A 17237-nucleotide genomic window follows, 5' to 3' on the forward strand; every position below is an offset into this window, starting at 1 on the left:
CCGTATGATGGAGCGCACTTGCCGTGATATTCCGCCTTGAAAACAAGGTGGGACATGGCAGTCGATTTCAGCTTCATCATCATCGGACGCGGCATGATGGGTGCCGCCGCCGCACGGCATCTCTCCTCAATGGCCGACGGCATCGCGCTGATCGGCCCGCGCGAGCCGGAAGAGCGCAAGGCCCATCATGGCGTCTTCGCCAGCCATTACGACGAAGCCCGCATCACCCGCACCTTCGATGGCAATCTGGCCTGGGGAAGCTTCGCCGCCCGCGCGCTCGACCGCTACCGCGAGATCGAGGCAAAGAGCGGCATTTCCTTCTATTCTGAGGTCGGCTGCCTTTTTGCCGGCCCGACCCCGACGGATGAGCAGGACTATATCAACCGGGCGCTGTCCGTCAGCCGGACGCTCGGCAGCGATATCGAGACCATCGCGCCGTCGGAACTTCGCCAACGTTTTCCCTATCTTGCCATCGATCCTGATTTCACAGGATATTTCGAGCGCAGACGCGCCGGCTACATCAACCCACGGGCGCTGGTGCGGGCGCAGGTTACGCTTGCCGAGCAGGGCGGCGTCTCGCTGATCGAGGCAATCGCGACATCCGTGCGTGATGCCGGTTCCCATGTCGAGGTGACAGCCGGCGGCAGATGCTACAGCGCCGAGCGCGTGCTGGTGGCCGCCGGCGGTTTCAGCAATTTCCATGCCCTGCTGCCGCGTCCGGTCGATACCAGGGTCATGGCGCGCACGGTGGCCTTCTACGAGATCGGTGAACGCGAGATGGCTGTTTTCGCGGACATGCCGTCGACGATCGTGCTCGGTGACCGGGAAGAGGATCACATCTATATCCTGCCGCCGGTGCGTTATCCCGATAGCAAAACCTATCTGAAACTCGGCGGCGACACCGAGGCGCTTTCTTTCGAGCGGTTGGAGGATGCCGGCGCGTGGTTCCGTTCCGACGGCAGCGCCGCTGAGCGCGATCATCTCTCGCGTGTCGCCTTGCAGTTGATGCCGGAGCTTGCCGGCTGCCGCGTGACCTCGGCGCCCTGCGCGGCGAATTTCACGCCGACCGGTTATCCCTATGTAGGATATACGCAGTCGCCGCGTATTGCGGTGCTGACCGGCGGCAATTTCGTTGCAGCCAAATCCTCCGACGAACTCGGGCGCCTCGGAGCGGTGCTGCTGGCGGAAGGGCAGCTCGGGGATGAGGATTTCGGCCGCGAACTGACGCCCGTTTTCGCCTAGGAGGACATTATGGCAGTCGATTTCAAATATATCGTCGTCGGCCGCGGGCTGATGGGGGCGGCGGCGGCGCGGCATCTGGCGCGGCAGGCGGACGGCGTCGCGGTGATCGGCCCGGACGAGCCTGGTGATCGCAAGGCGCATCAGGGCGTCTTCGCCAGCCACTACGACGAGGGGCGCATCACCCGCACCATCGATCCCGACCGCAATTGGGCGCTGCTCGCCAACCGCTCGATCGGCCGTTATGGCGAGATCGCCCGCGACAGTGGCGTCGACTTTTATCGCGAGGCAGGCTGTGTTGTCGTCGCGCCGAAGGCAAGCGATTATCTCGAGAGAACCCGGCAGGCGGCCGTCTCGCTCGGCGTCGAGACCCGCCTTCTCGATGGACCGGGCCTGAAGGCTGCCTTTCCCTTCTTCGCCTTTCCTGATGATGGCGCCGGTGTCTTCGAGGTGAGAGGGGCCGGCCATATCAGCCCGCGCAAGCTGGTGAAGGCGCAGTCGCTGCTGGCGGAAAAGGCGGGCGCCACCATCATTCGCGACCACGTCGTCTCGATCCGCAGCGAGGGCGGCTTTGCCGTCGTCAAGACATCAGGCGGCCTGACCTATCGTGCTGAAAAGGTGCTGCTGGCGGCGGGCGGATTTTCCATTGCCGAGAATCTGTTGTCGCGGCCGGTTGCCATGACGGTTTACGCCCGGACCGTGACGCTGTTCGAGGTGAGCGAGACGGAGGCGGCGCGCCTAGCCGCCATGCCGTCGCTCATTGTCGATACGCCCGACATCCATATCTACCTGCTGCCGCCGATCCTTTATCCCGACGGCAAATATTACCTGAAGATCGGTGGCGACCCTGACGATGTGACACTCAGCGACGATACGGAAATGCGTGCCTGGTTCAAGACGGAAGGGCGCGACAGCGTGCGCGCGCATCTTCAACGCATCGTTGCCGGTCTGGTGCCTGATCTGGCGCCGCTTTCGATATCGACGGCGGCCTGCGTCGTGTCGCAGACGGAAAGCGGCTATCCGATGATCGGCTACACCTCGTCGCCTGAGATCGCGGTGTTGACGGGCTGCGCCGGCACGTCGGCCAAGAGCTCCGACGAAATCGGCCGGCTTGGGGCTGAGCTGCTTTTGTCGGGCAGAATCAGCGAACAAGGCTACTCCACGGATTTCACACCGCAATTTCGATAAATAATTTTTGATTTCGATAGCAATTGCCATCTCTCTCGTTTATGGGACCCCTGCCAGTTGGCCGGGCAGCCGCGCTTTACCAATGCCGAAAGGCGGTAGGGTGAGGAAAGTCCGGGCTCCACGGAAACACGGTGCCGGATAACGTCCGGCGAGGGCGACCTCAGGGAAAGTGCCACAGAAAGCAAACCGCCTGTCATGACAGGTAAGGGTGAAAGGGTGGGGTAAGAGCCCACCGCATCTCCGGCAACGGAAATGGCACGGTAAACCCCACCGGGAGCAAGACCGAATAGGGATGACGCGGCGGGCCGAAAGGCCTTCCGGCCGGTTTCCAGGCCAGTCATCCGGGTGGGTTGCGCGAGGCAGCGTGCGAGCGCTGTCCCAGAGGAATGGCTGCCACGTTCCGGTTCACGCCGGAGCCATACAGAACCCGGCTTACAGGCCAACTGGCGATTAACTTTTGTGGCGCGGAAAACCCACGATTTCAGACATCACTTCCATATAAGCCTCTGAAATCGAATGATTTCAAGCGGATGCTCATGCAACCCCGCGAGTGGAAATTCTTTTTGCGAAAGTGTGGTTGCGCGCCTCCTGCGGGAGGGTGATCCTAACCCTTTGTTAAACTTAACGGCTTATAAATTTTTGATCATGCGTCTATTGCAAAACGGGCGCATCCCATTGACGCCCATATGGTCCCATGCTATCCCAAATGCGCACTGCACCAGGGCAATCATTTGCCCATTCATCGCAAAGCAAAGGCGTCTTCCTCTCCGGAAGCGTCGGACGGGTTTTTGCTCATCCGGCTTGCGAAGCTGTGTCTGATATTGGGAGTTTCGGGCGTCTTTTTGTCCGGATCCCTGCGGGAACGGATGTTTCGTGTAATGAGCCGCTTCCTATCGAACGCGACCAACAGGATCGATGCCAAGGGCCGGGTTTCCGTGCCGTCGGCGTTCCGTTCCGTGCTGGCGCAGCGCAATGTCCAGGAGCTCTATTGCTTTCAGGATTTTGTGTTTCCGGCGATCAGCGTCGGCGGTCCGGATCTTCTCGAGAGATTCGAACGGCAGATTGCTGCGGAGGATCCGTTTTCGCCGGATGCGAACGAGATGTCGCTTCTCATTCATGGAGGCGGGGTCTTCATGAAGCTCGACGCCGAGGGGCGGCTGATGGTCACGGATTTCATTCGCGGCTTTACCGGCATCTCGGACGAAGTGACTTTCGTCGGTCGGGCGGATCATTTTCAGCTGTGGCAGCCGCAGGCTTTTGTGGCTGCGCAGGCGCAGGCACGAGGGGAACGCAAGCTGGCGGGCAAGCGTTCCTGAAAGAACGAGGAAACGGAATGGTGGCGAATCCTGGCGGAGGTTCAACTGATGCCGGTGGCGGATCGGTTCGTCACATTCCCGTTCTTCTCGAAGAAGTCCTTGCGGCGCTGGCGCCGGCTTCCGGCAAACTCATCCTCGACGGTACATTCGGTGCGGGCGGTTACAGCTCGGCCATCCTGGCGGCCGGCGCCGAGGTGATCGCGCTCGACCGCGACCCCACGGCGATTGCGGCTGGTCAAGCAATGGTCGCGGCCCATGGCGGCCGTCTCAAGCTTATTCATTCGCAGTTCTCGCATCTTGCCGATCATGCGCCGCGAGGCGGGCTCGACGGCGTCGTGCTCGATATCGGCGTCTCCTCCATGCAGATCGACGAGGCGGAACGCGGCTTCTCCTTCCAGAAAAACGGACCGCTCGACATGCGCATGTCGGCGACAGGCGTTTCGGCCGCCGATGTCGTCAACCGCGCCAAGGTCGCCGATCTCATCCGCATCTTCCATTTTCTCGGCGAGGAAAGCCAGGCGCCGCGCATCGCCCATGCGATCGAGAAGCGCCGCGCCGAAAAGCCGTTCGAGACGACACGCGATCTCGCCGGTCTCATCGAATTCGTCACGCCGCGCAAGATGAAGGACAAGATCCATCCGGCAACGCGCGTCTTCCAGGCGCTGCGCATCTTCGTCAACGACGAGCTTGGCGAGCTGGCGCAAGCGCTGTTTGCGGCGGAGACGGCGCTGAAACCCGGCGGACGGCTCGTCGTCGTCACCTTTCATTCGCTCGAAGACCGCATCGTCAAGAAATTCTTCTCCGACCGCGCCGGCAAGGCGTCGGGTTCGCGGCATCTGCCGGTCGCGCATGAACGGGCGGCAACATTTGCGGCCATCGGCAAGCCGATGGTTTCGGCAAGCGAGGCGGAGGCGGAGATCAATCCGCGCGCCCGCTCCGCCAAGCTGCGCGCCGGCCTGAGGACGGACGCCGAACCCGAAGCCGCGGATATGTCGCTCTTCGGGTTTCCCAATCTTGCCAGCCTCGGAAAGCTTGGTGGTTGATATGCTGAAAACCTTTGATCTCGTGCTCATCGGCGTCATGACGGCCACCGCGGCCGTGACCTACACGATCAAACATCGCGCCGAATTGAAGCTCGAGGAGGTTCATCGCCTCGAAGCCGAGATCAAACTCGAGAAGGATACGATCGACCTCCTCAAGGCCGACTGGGCGCTGCAATCGCAGCCGAACCGGCTGGAGCGGCTGGTCAAGGCCTATAATGACGAATTGCAGCTGCAGCCGACGGCGTCGACGGCGCTGGTGCATGCCAAGGAATTGCCGATGCTGAAATCCGAGGTTCCCGTGCCCGACGTGACGGAGGCCAAAGCCAACGGCGCGGCCGGAGCGGGCGCCAAGGGCGCGACCGTGGCCAGCGCCAAAGGCGCGACTGGTACCTCCAAGATACAGCCCATTCCCCAGCCTGCGCCGCGTGGCGCGGCGGAGCCGCACGGCGCAGTGGCGCCTGATGGCGGGGCGGAGGACGACGCAGGCGCAGACGAGATCGAAACGGGGTCGGTGGAATAATGTCGTTTCTTTCCCGCATCATGGTTTTGAAGAGCCAGGCGCATTTCTCCGCCGGCGTCTATAACCGGTTCGGCGGTCCTTCGCCCGCCGGCCTGGCGATCGAGGGGTCGCGCAAGAAGAAATCAGGACAGGCGAAAAGCCGCGTCGGCCTGCTGATCCTGGGCTTCATGGGTGTCTACGTCATTATCGGCGGACGTCTCGTCGAATATGCGATGAAGGATCAGGAGGTCGTGTCCAGCATCCTGCCGCCCGACCGGCTGATGGCCTCGCGCCCCGATATTCTCGACCGCAACGGCGAGGTGCTGGCGACCGACATCCGCACCGTCTCGCTGTTTGCCGAGCCCAACAAGATCGTCGATGCCGATGAGGCGGTCGAGAAGCTTGCAACGGTGCTGCCCGAACTCGACGTCAGGGACACCTATAAGAAGCTCTCGGTCAAGACCTCGCATTTTGCCTGGCTGCGCCGGCAGCTGACGCCGAAGCAGCAGAGCCAGATCCTGGCGCTCGGCATTCCCGGCATCGGCTTCCGGCCGGAGAAGCGCCGTTTCTATCCGGGCGGCTCGACCGCCGCGCATATCCTCGGCTACGTCAACATCGACAACCGCGGCGTCGCCGGCATGGAGAAATATATCGACGACCAGGGGCTTGCCGATCTCGCCTCGGTCGGCATGACCAGCGACCAGCCGCTCGAGCCGGTGCGGCTTTCGATCGACCTGCGCGTGCAGAACATCGTCCGCGACGCGGTCGTCAACGCCGTCAACAACTTCCAGTCCAAGGGGGCGGGAGCCGCAGTCATCGACGTGCATACGGGAGAAGTGCTGGCGATGGCGTCGGCGCCGGATTTCGATCCGAACGATCCGCAGGAAGGCGCCAAGGAAGGTTGGCTCAACCGGATGACCAACGGCACCTTCGAAATGGGCTCGACGTTCAAGACCTTTTCGCTGGCCATGGCGCTCGACACCGGCAAGGTCAAGATGACCGACAGTTTCGACGCCAGCAAATCGATCTATATCGGCGGTTTCACCATCCATGATTTTCACGGGCAGCGCCGCTGGCTGACCGTTCCCGAGATTTTCCAGTATTCTTCGAATATCGGCACGGCGCGCGTCATCGACATCGTCGGCATCGACGCGCAGAAGGACTACCTGACCAAGTTCGGCCTGTTGACGAAGATGCAGACCGAGTTGCCCGAAGTGAAGATGCCGAGCCAGCCGCGTGTCTGGAAGAAGATCAATTCGATCACGATTTCCTTTGGCCACGGCGTCTCGACGACAGCCCTGCAGACAGGGGTCGCCGCCGCCGCCCTCGTCAATGGCGGCAAGCTGATCGAGCCGACGTTCCTGCCGCGCACGCGCGAACAGGCCGATCAGATCGCCACGCAGGTGATCAAGAAGTCGACCAGCGACAACATCCGCTATCTCCTCGACTTCAACGGATACAAGGGATCCGGACGTGTCGCTCGCGTGCCGGGCTTTGCCGTCGGCAGCAAGACCGGTACCGCCGACAAGGTGGTGAACGGGCGTTATTCGGCGACGCTGAATTTCAATTCCTTCATTGCCGCATTCCCGATCAATGATCCCAGATACGCCGTGATCACCTTCTGCGACGAGCCGAAGACCGGTGAGAAGCAATATGGCGGAACGATCTCTGCCGGTACTGCCGGCCCGATCGCTCGTGAGATCATCAGCCGCGCAGCCCCCATTCTCGGCATCGAGCCGAAATTCGGGGAGGGCGGTTCGGCCTTGCTGGTGTCTTATTGAGTGTGAATGAATATCGACGCCGATTCGCGAGGGGTGAACCGGCTTCAAGAGAGAAAAGTGCATTCGATGAAATTGCGAGACCTGGCCGGAGATCAGTTTCCGGAACTTGAAGCACAGCTCGAAGGCCCGGCAGGCTTGATTGATATCTCAGGCCTGTCTTCGGATAGCCGCAAGGTGACGCCGGGCAATGCCTTCGTCGCAGTCGCCGGCACCAAGGCGGACGGCGTGGGTTTCATCGCGGATGCCGCCGGCCGCGGCGCTGTTGTCGCGATCGCCTCTCAAGCTATCGATGCTTCCATCCCGGTGCTTGCGGTCAAGGAACCGCGCCGCTTCCTTTCCATCGCCGCCTCGCGTTTCCACGGCAGGCAGCCCGATACCATGGTCGCCGTCACCGGCACGGCGGGCAAGACTTCCGTTGCCTCCTTCGTCAGGCAGATCTGGGCGCATGCGGGCCATGCGGCCGCGATGATCGGTACGACGGGGGTCGTCTCGCCGACGCGCAACGAATATGGCTCGCTGACGACGCCCGATCCGGTGTCGCTGCACGAGCTGCTGGCGGAACTCGCCGAAGAAGGCGTGACGCATGCCGCCATGGAAGCTTCCAGCCACGGCCTCGACCAGTGCCGGCTCGACGGCGTCAAGCTTGCCGCCGCCGCCTTCACCAATCTCGGCCGCGACCACATGGATTATCATCCGACCGTCGAAGCCTATATGGCCGCCAAGATGCGGCTTTTCGATACGCTGTTGCCGAAGGGGTCGCCGGCGGTGATCTTCGCCGACGATCCATGGTCGGCGCAGGCGATCAAGGCGGCGACCGATGCCGGTCACGACGTTCGTACCGTCGGGCGAAAGGGCAATTATCTTTCCTTGAAGCGCGTCGAGCACTTCCGCCACAAGCAGACGGCCGAGATCCATATCGGCAGCGAGATCTTCGAGGTGGACATTCCGCTGGCCGGCGATTTCCAGGTCGCCAACGCGCTTGTTGCGGCAGGGCTTGCCATGTCGACCGGCGTGGCCGCGAAGGTTGCGATGGCGGCGCTGGAGAAGCTCGTCGGCGCGTCCGGCCGTCTCGAACTCGTCGGTCATACGAAAGACGGCGCTCTCGCCTATGTCGACTATGCCCACAAGCCGGATGCTCTGGAAAACGTGCTGGGCTCGGTGCGACCCTTCACCACCGGCCGCGTCGTCGTCGTCTTCGGCTGCGGCGGCGACCGTGACCGCGGCAAGCGGCCGATCATGGGCGAAATCGCCTGCCGGCTTGCCGACGTCGTCATCGTCACCGACGATAATCCGCGTTCGGAGGAACCGGCTTCGATCCGGGCGGAGATCATGGCGGCAGCAGGCTGCGCCTCGGAAATCGCCGATCGCGCCACGGCGATCCGCGAGGCTGTGGGCATGCTGAGATCCGGCGATACGCTGATCGTCGCCGGCAAAGGGCATGAGGAGGGGCAGACGATCGGCGGCGTCACCTTGCCGTTTTCCGATCATGCGGAGGTGCGCAAGGCCTTGGAGGAACTGAAATCTTGAGCTGGCTCTGGACGACCGAAGACATGATCGCAGCGATGGCGGGGCGCCCCTTCGGCACTCTGCCCGAAGGCATCACCGGCATTTCCATCGACAGCCGCTCGATTACTCCAGGAGAGGCTTTCTTCGCGATCAAGGGTGATCGTGTCGACGGTCACGATTACGCGTCGATGGCGATGGCGAACGGTGCCTCCCTTCTTGTCGTCAGCGAGGCGAGGCTTCCGGCCATGGGTCGGCTGACGGTGCCGATGATCGTCGTGGAAGATGTGCTTGCGGCACTCGGCCGTCTCGGCCTTGCCTCGCGCGAGCGCTCGAAGGCCCGGATCATCGCGGTGACGGGATCTGTGGGCAAGACGACCACCAAGGAAATGCTGCGGCATGTGCTGTCGCCTTCCGGCAAGGTGCATGCTTCCGTCGCCTCCTTCAACAATCATTGGGGCGTGCCGCTGACGCTGGCGCGCATGCCTGCGGATACGGATTACGGCGTCTTCGAAGTCGGAATGAACCATCCCGGCGAGATCCGGCCGCTGGTGGCGATGATCCGTCCCGATGTCGCCATCATCACGACGATCGCGCCGGCGCATCTCGGCAATTTCAAGAACATCAAGGAAATCGCCGCCGCCAAGGCCGAGATCTTTGAGGGACTTGAACCCGGCGGCCATGTTGTGCTCAACCGCGACAACGACCAGTTCAATTTCCTCGACCGCACGGCGCAGTCGCTCGGCATCGAGCATATCCATTCGTTTGGCCAGCATGCCAAGGCCGAATTCCGGCTCGCAGAGTTCAATGGCTCCGACGAGAATTCGACGCTGTGGCTGACGATCGGCGGCGAGACGCTGGAGGTCGCGATCGGCGCGCCCGGCCGCCATATCGCCGAGAATGCGCTGGCAGCCCTCGGGGTCGTCAGGATCGTCGGCGCCGACATGGAGAAGGCGATCGAAGCGCTTGCGACGCTGAAGCCGGAAAAGGGCAGGGGCAAGCGCCACCGGCTTTCGATCGGCGGCGGCAGCTTCACGCTGATCGACGAGAGCTACAATGCCAATCCGGCCTCGATGCGTGCGGCGATCGCACTCTTGGCTGCCTCCGAGCCGACCGGCCGCGGACGCCGTATCGCCGTGCTCGGCGACATGCTGGAGATGGGCGACTATGCGCAGAAGGTCCATACCGACCTCGCCGTGCCGCTGCTTGCTGCCGGCATCGAATATGTCTGGCTCGCTGGAGCCGAGATGGCTGCGCTCAAGGAATCGCTGCCGGAGAGCGTCCATGTCGAATATCGCGAGAACACGAGCGAATTGACGGATTATGTATTGAACTCGGTCGCGCCAGGCGACGTGTTGATGGTGAAATCGTCTCTGGGCATCGGTTTCGGCAAGATCGTCGCCGCGCTCCTTGACAAGTTCCCGTCATTTGCCGACACGCAACGCGAACTTTGATCGGGTAAACAAGGGGCCCTGAATGCTGATCTGGCTTGTCGAACTGTCGGAATATTTCAAATTTCTGAACTTGTTCAGATATATTACCTTCCGCACAGGGGCCGCTCTCTTCACCTCAGCGCTGATCGTCTTCCTGTTCGGACCGACGATCATCAACTCGCTGCGCATCCGGCAGGGCAAGGGCCAGCCGATCCGCGCCGACGGGCCGCAGACGCATTTCAAGAAGGCCGGCACGCCGACCATGGGCGGGCTGATGATCCTCGCCGGCATCGTCGGCGCGTCGCTGCTCTGGGCCGATCTTTCCAACGTCTACGTCGTCGCCACCTTGCTGGTGACGCTGGGCTTCGGTGCGATCGGCTTCTACGACGATTATCTGAAGGTCACGAAGCAGAGCCATATGGGCTTTTCCGGCAAGGCGCGTCTCGGCATCGAATTCGTCATTGCCGGCATCGCCGTCTATTTCATGATGCGCACCGCTCTTGCCTCGGGAATTGCCGGTTCGACCTTCGGCTCCTCGATCGCGTTTCCCTTCTTCAAGGACTTCATGATCAATATCGGCATCATGTTCGTCGTCTTCGGCGGTTTCGTCATCGTCGGCGCCGGCAATGCCGTCAACCTGACGGACGGCCTCGACGGGCTTGCCATCGTGCCTGTCATGATCGCCGCCGCCTCCTTCGGCGTCATCGCCTATCTCGCCGGCAACGTGGTGTTTGCCAACTACCTGCAGATCAATTTCGTGCCCGGCACCGGCGAGCTTGCCGTCGTGCTTGGCGCCGTCATCGGCGCCGGCCTCGGCTTTCTCTGGTTCAATGCGCCGCCGGCCGCCATCTTCATGGGTGACACCGGGTCGCTGGCGCTCGGCGGCACGATCGGCACCGTCGCCGTCGCCACCAAACACGAGATCGTCATGGCGATCATCGGCGGCCTCTTCGTCATCGAAACGCTTTCGGTCATCATCCAGGTCGGCTTCTTCAAGATGACCGGCCGGCGCGTCTTCCTGATGGCGCCGATCCATCATCACTTCGAGAAGAAGGGCTGGACCGAAAGCCAGGTGGTGATCCGCTTCTGGATCGTCGCCGTCGGCCTTGCCATGCTCGGCCTCTCGACGCTGAAGCTGCGGTGAGGCGGCGATGATCCCGGTCACGACGCTCAAGGACAGGAAGGTCGCGCTCTTCGGGCTCGGCGGCTCCGGCTTTGCCACCGCCCGGGCGCTGATATCAGGCGGCGCCGATGTGACCGCCTGGGACGACAATCCCGACAGCGTCGCCAAGGCCGCGGCCGAAGGCATCCGGACGGAAGACCTGCACACCATCGATTGGAGCCAGCAGGCGCTGTTCGTGCTGTCGCCCGGCGTGCCGCTCACCCATCCGAAGCCGCATTGGACCGTCGATCTTGCGCGCGCGGCGGGCGTCGATATCGTCGGCGACGTCGAGCTCTTCGTGCGCGAGCGCCGCGCCCATGCGCCGGATTGCCCCTTCATCGCCATAACAGGCACCAACGGCAAGTCGACCACCACGGCGCTGATCGCCCATATCCTGAAATCATCAGGCTACGACACGCAGCTCGGCGGTAATATCGGCACGGCCGTGCTGACGCTCGATCCGCCGAAGACCGGGCGTTACTACGTCGTCGAATGCTCCTCCTACCAGATCGATCTGGCGCCGACGCTGAACCCTTCGGCCGGAATCCTGCTCAACCTGACGCCCGATCATCTCGACCGTCACGGCACGATGCAGCATTATGCCGATATCAAGGAACGACTGGTCGCCGGCAGCGATGTCGCGATCGTCGGTGCCGACGACAGCCATTCTGTCTTGATCGCCGACCGCGTCGAGCGGGCGGGTGTCAAGGTGGTCCGCATTTCGCGCCGGAACGTGGTGGCTGACGGCATTTATGCCGAGGGCACGAGGCTCATCCAGGCCGCCGGCGGCGCCATGCTGCCTTTCGCCGATCTCGACGGCATCCAGACGCTGCGCGGCAGCCATAATGCGCAGAATGCCGCCGCCGCCGTCGCCGCCTGCCTTGCCGTGGGAGTTTCCGCCGCCGACATCCGCGCCGGGCTCACCTCGTTTCCGGGACTGAAACACCGCATGCAGCCGGTCGGCCAGCGTGGCCGCGTCGTTTTCGTCAACGATTCCAAAGCCACCAATGCCGATGCCGCCGCACCCGCGCTCTCGAGCTACGATCGCATCTACTGGATAGCCGGCGGTCTGCCGAAGGCAGGTGGCATTACGACGCTTGCTCCCTATTTTCCACGCATCGCCAAGGCCTATCTGATCGGTGAGGCGGCGGCGGAATTCGCTGCGACGCTCGGCGAGGCCGTGCCTTACGAGATCTCGGGTACGCTGGAGCGCGCCGTCGCGCACGCTGCAGCCGATGCCGAGCGCGACGAAAGCGGTGCTTCGGCCGTGATGTTATCCCCGGCTTGCGCAAGCTTCGATCAGTATAAGAATTTCGAAGTCAGGGGCGATGCCTTCGTCGGCCACGTGGCAGCGCTTGACGGGATTGCGATGCTGATCGGTCCGGCAACAGGAGAGAAATGACATGGTAAGCCGTGCGGAGCGTGGGCCTCTGGCCGATTGGTTCTGGACCATCGACCGCTTCTTCCTGGCGATGTTCATCTTCCTGATGGGCATCGGTTTCATGCTGTCGTTCGCGGCTTCTCCAGCGGTTGCCGAGCGCATCGGGCTCGAACCCTTCCATTTCGTCAAGCGCCACGCAGCCTTCATGATCCCCTCGATCGCCGTCATGCTCGGGCTGTCGTTCCTGACGCCACGCCAAGTGCGGCGAACCGCGATCCTGATCCTGATCATCTCGATCGCCATGATGGTGCTGGTGCTGTTCGTCGGCCAGGAGGTCAAGGGCGGCAGGCGCTGGATCTGGATCGCTGGCCTTTCCATCCAGCCGTCGGAATTCATGAAGCCGGCCTTCGTCGTCGTCTGCGCCTGGCTGTTTGCCGAACATGCGCGCCAACCGGAAATCCCCGGCAATCTCTTCGCCATCATCCTGTTCGGCATCGTCGCCGCCCTTCTCATCGCGCAACCCGACCTCGGCCAGACCATCCTGACGACGGCCGTCTGGGGCGGGATGTTCTTCATGGCCGGCATGCCGTGGATCTGGATCATGCTGCTCGGCATCGGGGGCGCCGGCGGCCTGCTCAGCGCCTATTACGTCTTCCCGCACGTCGCCGGCCGAATAGACAAGTTCATGACCGGCGAGGGGGACACGTTCCAGATCGATACCGCCCGCGAAGCGATCATCCGCGGCAGCTGGTTCGGCCAGGGACCGGGCGAAGGTATCGTCAAGCGCATCATCCCGGATGCCCATACCGACTTCATCTTCTCGGTCGCGGCCGAGGAGTTCGGCATCGTCTTCTGCATGGCGCTCGTTGCGCTGTTTACGGTGCTGGTCTTGCGCGGCCTCTCGCATGCCTATCGGGAGCGGAACGATTTCAACCGTTTCGCCGTCGCCGGCCTGGTGCTGCAGATGGGCATCCAGTCGATCATCAATATCGGCGTCAATCTCGAACTGCTGCCGGCCAAGGGCATGACGCTGCCGCTGATTTCCTACGGCGGCTCGTCCATGGTGGCGATCTGCGTCACTGCCGGCTTCATTCTGGCGCTGACGCGCCATCGACCGGAAAAGCGTGCGCAGGACCGGAGCCTCTTCCGCGTCCCGCACGGCATGCCGGCGGAGTAGAGGACTATGAGCAAAGGCATCGTGCTGCTTGCCGCCGGGGGAACCGGCGGCCATGTATTCCCGGCTGAGGCGCTGGCCTTCAAGCTGAAGGAGCGCGGCTATTCGGTGCATCTCGTCACGGATAGCCGGGCCGAGCGTTACGCCGGCAAGTTCCCGGCCGAGGAAATCCATGTCGTGCCGTCGGCGACGATCGGCTCGAAGAACCCGGTTGCCGTCGCCCGTTCGCTGTGGACGCTGTGGAGCGGCATGCGCGCGGCGAAGAAGCTGATCCAGCGGCTGCGGCCTGTGATCGTCGTCGGTTTCGGCGGTTATCCCACCGTGCCGCCGCTGCTTGCCGCCACCCGGCTCGGCGTGCCCTCGATGATCCACGAGCAGAACGCCGTGATGGGCCGCGCCAACAAGGCCTTAGCAACCCGCGTGCAGGCCATCGCCGGCGGCTTTCTGCCCGAAGGCGGCGCCGCTTTCCCGGACAAGACGGTGACGACGGGCAATCCGGTCCGCCCGGCGATCATCGCCGCGGCCGAGGTACCTTACACGCCATCGCATCCCGGTGAGGCCTTCAACCTCGTCGTCTTCGGCGGCAGCCAGGGCGCGCAATATTTCTCCAAGGCGCTGCCGACGGCGATCAGCCTGCTCGACGATGCGCTTCGCGTGCGGCTGCGTATCACCCAGCAGGTGCGTCCCGAAGATATGGAAATGGTCAGCGGCTGCGTCGCCAAGCTGGAGATGGGGGCCGATATCGCTCCCTTCTTCACCGACATGGCGGAACGGCTGGCGAAAGCGCATCTCGTCATCTGCCGTTCGGGCGCCTCGACGGTTTCGGAAATCTCGGTCATCGGCCGGCCGGCGGTGCTCGTGCCTTACCCGCATGCTCTCGATCACGATCAGGCGGCCAATGCCGCAGCACTCGCTGCGACCGGCGGGGCGAAGGTGATTGCCCAGTCGGAACTATCGCCGGAGAAAATCGCGGCGATCCTGACGGCTGTCATGAACGATCCGGAAAAGCTTTCGCACATGGCAGCGGCGGCGAAACTCGCCGGCAAACCCGATGCCGCGAACTTGCTTGCCGACATGGTTGAGGCTATTGCCGCCGGACGGACAATTGCGGAATTCAAGAGGACACGCGCATGAAACTGCCAAAGGCGATCGGTCTCGTCCATTTCATCGGCATTGGCGGCATCGGCATGAGCGGCATTGCCGAGGTGCTGCACAATCTCGGCCACAAGGTGCAGGGATCGGACCAGGCCGACAGCGCCAATGTCCAGCGCCTGCGCGAGAAGGGCATCGAGGTGTCCGTCGGCCATCGGGCGGAAAACCTGGGTGACGCCGAAGTCGTCGTCGTCTCGACGGCGATCAAGAAGAGCAATCCGGAGCTCATCGCCGCGCGCGAAAAGCTGCTGCCGGTGGTGCGCCGCGCCGAAATGCTGGCAGAGCTCATGCGCTTCCGCAATGCGATCGCCATCGGCGGAACGCATGGCAAGACGACGACCACCTCGCTGGTCGCGACGCTGCTCGAAGCCGGCGGGCTCGACCCGACCGTCATCAATGGCGGCATTATCAACGCCTACGGCACCAATGCCCGCATGGGCGAGGGCGAGTGGATGGTGGTCGAGGCCGATGAATCGGACGGCACCTTCCTGAAGCTTCCGGCCGATGTCGCCGTCATCACCAATATCGACCCGGAACATCTCGACCATTACGGCAATTTCGATGCGGTGCGCGCCGCCTTCCGGCAGTTCGTGGAGAATGTGCCGTTCTACGGTTTCGGCGTCATGTGCCTCGACCATCCGGAGGTGCAGTCGCTGGTCGGCCGCATCGAGGACCGCAAGATCATCACCTATGGCGAGAATCCGCAGGCCGACGTGCGCTTCACGAATGTGCGCATCGACGGCACGCGCTCGATCTTCGACGTCGAAATCCGCCGCCGCCGCACCGGCCAGGTGATCGAGCTCAAGGGGCTGGTCATGCCGATGCCCGGCCGGCATAATATTTCCAACGCCACGGCGGCGATTGCCGTTGCCAACCGGCTCGGCATATCGAGCGCCGATATCGCCAAGGGGCTTGCTTCCTTCGGCGGCGTCAAGCGGCGCTTCACGCTGACCGGCGAATGGAACGGAGTGCAGATCTTCGACGATTACGGCCACCATCCCGTCGAGATCAAGGCGGTGCTGCGCGCTGCCCGCGAAGCCTGCAAGGGGCGCATCATCGCGGTTCACCAGCCGCACCGTTATAGCCGTCTTGCCAGCCTCTTCGAGGAATTCGCCGCCTGCTTCAACGATGCCGACAGCATCTTCCTCGCGCCTGTTTACGCAGCGGGCGAGGATCCGATCGAGGGTATCGATTCCGTGTCGCTGGTTTCGCGCATAAAATCGGGCGGCCATCGCGACGCCCGCTTTCTCACCTCGGCGGAACTTCTGCCTCAGATGGTCTCGGAGGTTGCAAAGCCTGGCGATTTCGTGGTTCTGTTGGGGGCTGGGAGCATCACATCCTGGGCAGCGGCGCTGCCCAAACAACTGGAAGGCCTTTCGGGAAAGTCCGTATGAAACAGGTGAATGGGGAAAAGCTTCTCGCGTCTCTCGGAGACGGTGTAAAGGATATCCGCGGCCGTATCACGCCGGATGCCCCCATGGACCGCGTCACCTGGTTCAGGGCCGGCGGCCTGGCCGAATTGATGTTCCAGCCGCATGACATCGACGATCTCATCGCCTTCCTGAAAATATTGCCGGAAGAGGTGCCGCTGACCGTGGTCGGCGTCGGCTCCAACATCCTGGTTCGCGACGGCGGCATTCCCGGCGTCGTGCTGCGCCTGTCCGCCAAGGGGTTCGGCTTCGTCGAGCTTGCCGGCGAAAACCGCATCCTGGCCGGCGCCATCTGCCCTGATAAACATGTGGCGGCGATGGCGATGGATAACGGTATCGGCGGCTTCCATTTCTTCTACGGCATTCCGGGCAGCATCGGCGGCGCGGCGCGAATGAATGCCGGCGCCAACGGCGTGGAAACGCGCGAGCGGCTGATCGAGGTCCATGCATTGGATCGCAAAGGCAACAAGCATGTGCTCAGCAATGCCGAGATGGGCTATTCCTATCGCCATTCGACCGCATCCAGCGAGTTGATCTTCACCTCCGTGCTGTTCGAGGGCTATCCGGAAGAGCGGGCGCAGATTCGTGCCGAGATGGATGCTGTGCGCAATCACCGCGAGACGGTGCAGCCGGTGCGCGAAAAGACCGGCGGCTCGACCTTCAAGAACCCGCCTGGCCATTCGGCCTGGAAGCTGATCGACGAGGCAGGCTGCCGCGGCCTCGTCATCGGCGGAGCGCAGATGTCGTCGCTTCACTGCAACTTCATGATCAATATGGGGCAGGCGACCGGCTACGATCTCGAATATCTCGGCGAACAGGTGCGCCGCGAAGTCTTCGAGAAAGAGGGCATCAAGCTCGAGTGGGAAATCAAACGCTTCGGCGTCTTCATGCCCGGCCGGGAAGTGCGCCCATTCCAGGGTGTCACGAGCGAATAAC

The 17237-nt window shown here is 62.8% G+C and carries 14 protein-coding genes and 1 other RNA gene; all 15 read left to right on the top strand.

The features are described 5' to 3' along the window. Nucleotides 1-54: 54 nt before the first annotated feature. The 15 genes from ACMUVN_RS01985 (at nt 55) to murB (ending at nt 17236) form a co-directional block, all read left to right on the top strand. On the top strand, nt 55-1242 hold the full coding sequence (locus ACMUVN_RS01985) for an NAD(P)/FAD-dependent oxidoreductase (protein WP_414814853.1): 1188 nt from the start codon (nt 55-57) through the stop codon (nt 1240-1242). A 9-nt stretch (nt 1243-1251) separates the two neighbouring features. Next, nucleotides 1252-2427 carry an NAD(P)/FAD-dependent oxidoreductase gene (locus tag ACMUVN_RS01990; RefSeq protein ID WP_414814854.1) on the top strand — a complete coding sequence of 392 codons (1176 nt, stop codon included), beginning with the start codon at nt 1252-1254 and terminating at the stop codon, nt 2425-2427. 53 nt (nt 2428-2480) lie between these two features. Continuing rightward, an RNA gene (gene rnpB / locus ACMUVN_RS01995) (RNase P RNA component class A) lies at nt 2481-2878 on the top strand. A 427-nt stretch (nt 2879-3305) separates the two neighbouring features. After that, nucleotides 3306-3743, top strand: coding sequence for a division/cell wall cluster transcriptional repressor MraZ (gene mraZ / locus ACMUVN_RS02000; RefSeq protein ID WP_024320776.1), 438 nt, complete (start codon nt 3306-3308; stop codon nt 3741-3743). A 17-nt stretch (nt 3744-3760) separates the two neighbouring features. Next, on the top strand, nt 3761-4786 hold the full coding sequence (gene rsmH, locus ACMUVN_RS02005) for a 16S rRNA (cytosine(1402)-N(4))-methyltransferase RsmH (RefSeq protein ID WP_097542144.1): 1026 nt from the start codon (nt 3761-3763) through the stop codon (nt 4784-4786). A gap of 1 nt (nt 4787) precedes the next feature. Beyond that, complete coding sequence (locus ACMUVN_RS02010; protein WP_063474585.1) at nt 4788-5306, top strand: hypothetical protein; 519 nt, start codon at nt 4788-4790, stop codon at nt 5304-5306. Beyond that, entirely contained in the window at nt 5306-7066 is a 1761-nt protein-coding gene (locus tag ACMUVN_RS02015; protein ID WP_047610954.1) for a peptidoglycan D,D-transpeptidase FtsI family protein, read from the top strand. The genes ACMUVN_RS02010 and ACMUVN_RS02015 overlap by 1 nt, the downstream gene beginning before the upstream one ends. A 6-nt stretch (nt 7067-7072) precedes the next feature. Further along, nucleotides 7073-8593 (top strand): UDP-N-acetylmuramoyl-L-alanyl-D-glutamate--2,6-diaminopimelate ligase, encoded by a 1521-nt coding sequence (locus tag ACMUVN_RS02020; RefSeq protein WP_254958730.1) that lies wholly within the window; start codon nt 7073-7075, stop codon nt 8591-8593. After that, on the top strand, nt 8590-10023 hold the full coding sequence (locus tag ACMUVN_RS02025) for a UDP-N-acetylmuramoylalanyl-D-glutamyl-2,6-diaminopimelate--D-alanyl-D-alanine ligase (RefSeq protein WP_063474587.1): 1434 nt from the start codon (nt 8590-8592) through the stop codon (nt 10021-10023). Before ACMUVN_RS02020 ends, ACMUVN_RS02025 begins: the two co-directional genes overlap by 4 nt. 22 nt (nt 10024-10045) lie before the next feature. Further along, entirely contained in the window at nt 10046-11146 is a 1101-nt protein-coding gene (gene mraY, locus ACMUVN_RS02030; protein ID WP_003541415.1) for a phospho-N-acetylmuramoyl-pentapeptide-transferase, read from the top strand. A gap of 7 nt (nt 11147-11153) precedes the next feature. Then, nucleotides 11154-12566 (top strand): UDP-N-acetylmuramoyl-L-alanine--D-glutamate ligase, encoded by a 1413-nt coding sequence (gene murD / locus ACMUVN_RS02035; protein ID WP_063474588.1) that lies wholly within the window; start codon nt 11154-11156, stop codon nt 12564-12566. A gap of 1 nt (nt 12567) precedes the next feature. Continuing rightward, nucleotides 12568-13722: a putative lipid II flippase FtsW gene (ftsW, locus tag ACMUVN_RS02040; protein ID WP_047610942.1), complete on the top strand. Its 1155-nt coding sequence runs from the start codon at nt 12568-12570 to the stop codon at nt 13720-13722. 6 nt (nt 13723-13728) lie between these two features. Beyond that, entirely contained in the window at nt 13729-14853 is a 1125-nt protein-coding gene (gene murG, locus ACMUVN_RS02045; RefSeq protein WP_047610941.1) for an undecaprenyldiphospho-muramoylpentapeptide beta-N-acetylglucosaminyltransferase, read from the top strand. After that, nucleotides 14850-16265, top strand: a complete 1416-nt coding sequence (gene murC / locus ACMUVN_RS02050) for a UDP-N-acetylmuramate--L-alanine ligase (protein ID WP_063474589.1) — start codon at nt 14850-14852, stop codon at nt 16263-16265. The genes murG and murC overlap by 4 nt, the downstream gene beginning before the upstream one ends. Next, a complete protein-coding gene (gene murB / locus ACMUVN_RS02055; RefSeq protein ID WP_063474590.1) occupies nt 16262-17236 on the top strand; it encodes a UDP-N-acetylmuramate dehydrogenase in 975 nt (324 codons plus the stop codon). Before murC ends, murB begins: the two co-directional genes overlap by 4 nt. Nucleotide 17237: the final 1 nt, after the last annotated feature.

It is taken from the genome of Rhizobium sp. IY2 (assembly GCF_047532935.1).
GTDB classification, from domain to species: domain Bacteria; phylum Pseudomonadota; class Alphaproteobacteria; order Rhizobiales; family Rhizobiaceae; genus Rhizobium; species Rhizobium anhuiense.

Excerpts from the sequence above, each read along its gene's own strand:
- ACMUVN_RS01985 (WP_414814853.1), top strand. The coding sequence starts at position 55 with ATGGCAGTCGATTTCAGCTTCATCATCATCGGACGCGGCATGATGGGT.
- ACMUVN_RS01990 (WP_414814854.1), top strand. The coding sequence starts at position 1,252 with ATGGCAGTCGATTTCAAATATATCGTCGTCGGCCGCGGGCTGATGGGG.
- mraZ (WP_024320776.1), top strand. The coding sequence starts at position 3,306 with ATGAGCCGCTTCCTATCGAACGCGACCAACAGGATCGATGCCAAGGGC.
- rsmH (WP_097542144.1), top strand. The coding sequence starts at position 3,761 with ATGGTGGCGAATCCTGGCGGAGGTTCAACTGATGCCGGTGGCGGATCG.
- ACMUVN_RS02010 (WP_063474585.1), top strand. The coding sequence starts at position 4,788 with ATGCTGAAAACCTTTGATCTCGTGCTCATCGGCGTCATGACGGCCACC.
- ACMUVN_RS02015 (WP_047610954.1), top strand. The coding sequence starts at position 5,306 with ATGTCGTTTCTTTCCCGCATCATGGTTTTGAAGAGCCAGGCGCATTTC.
- ACMUVN_RS02020 (WP_254958730.1), top strand. The coding sequence starts at position 7,073 with ATGAATATCGACGCCGATTCGCGAGGGGTGAACCGGCTTCAAGAGAGA.
- mraY (WP_003541415.1), top strand. The coding sequence starts at position 10,046 with ATGCTGATCTGGCTTGTCGAACTGTCGGAATATTTCAAATTTCTGAAC.
- murD (WP_063474588.1), top strand. The coding sequence starts at position 11,154 with ATGATCCCGGTCACGACGCTCAAGGACAGGAAGGTCGCGCTCTTCGGG.
- ftsW (WP_047610942.1), top strand. The coding sequence starts at position 12,568 with ATGGTAAGCCGTGCGGAGCGTGGGCCTCTGGCCGATTGGTTCTGGACC.
- murG (WP_047610941.1), top strand. The coding sequence starts at position 13,729 with ATGAGCAAAGGCATCGTGCTGCTTGCCGCCGGGGGAACCGGCGGCCAT.
- murC (WP_063474589.1), top strand. The coding sequence starts at position 14,850 with ATGAAACTGCCAAAGGCGATCGGTCTCGTCCATTTCATCGGCATTGGC.
- murB (WP_063474590.1), top strand. The coding sequence starts at position 16,262 with ATGAAACAGGTGAATGGGGAAAAGCTTCTCGCGTCTCTCGGAGACGGT.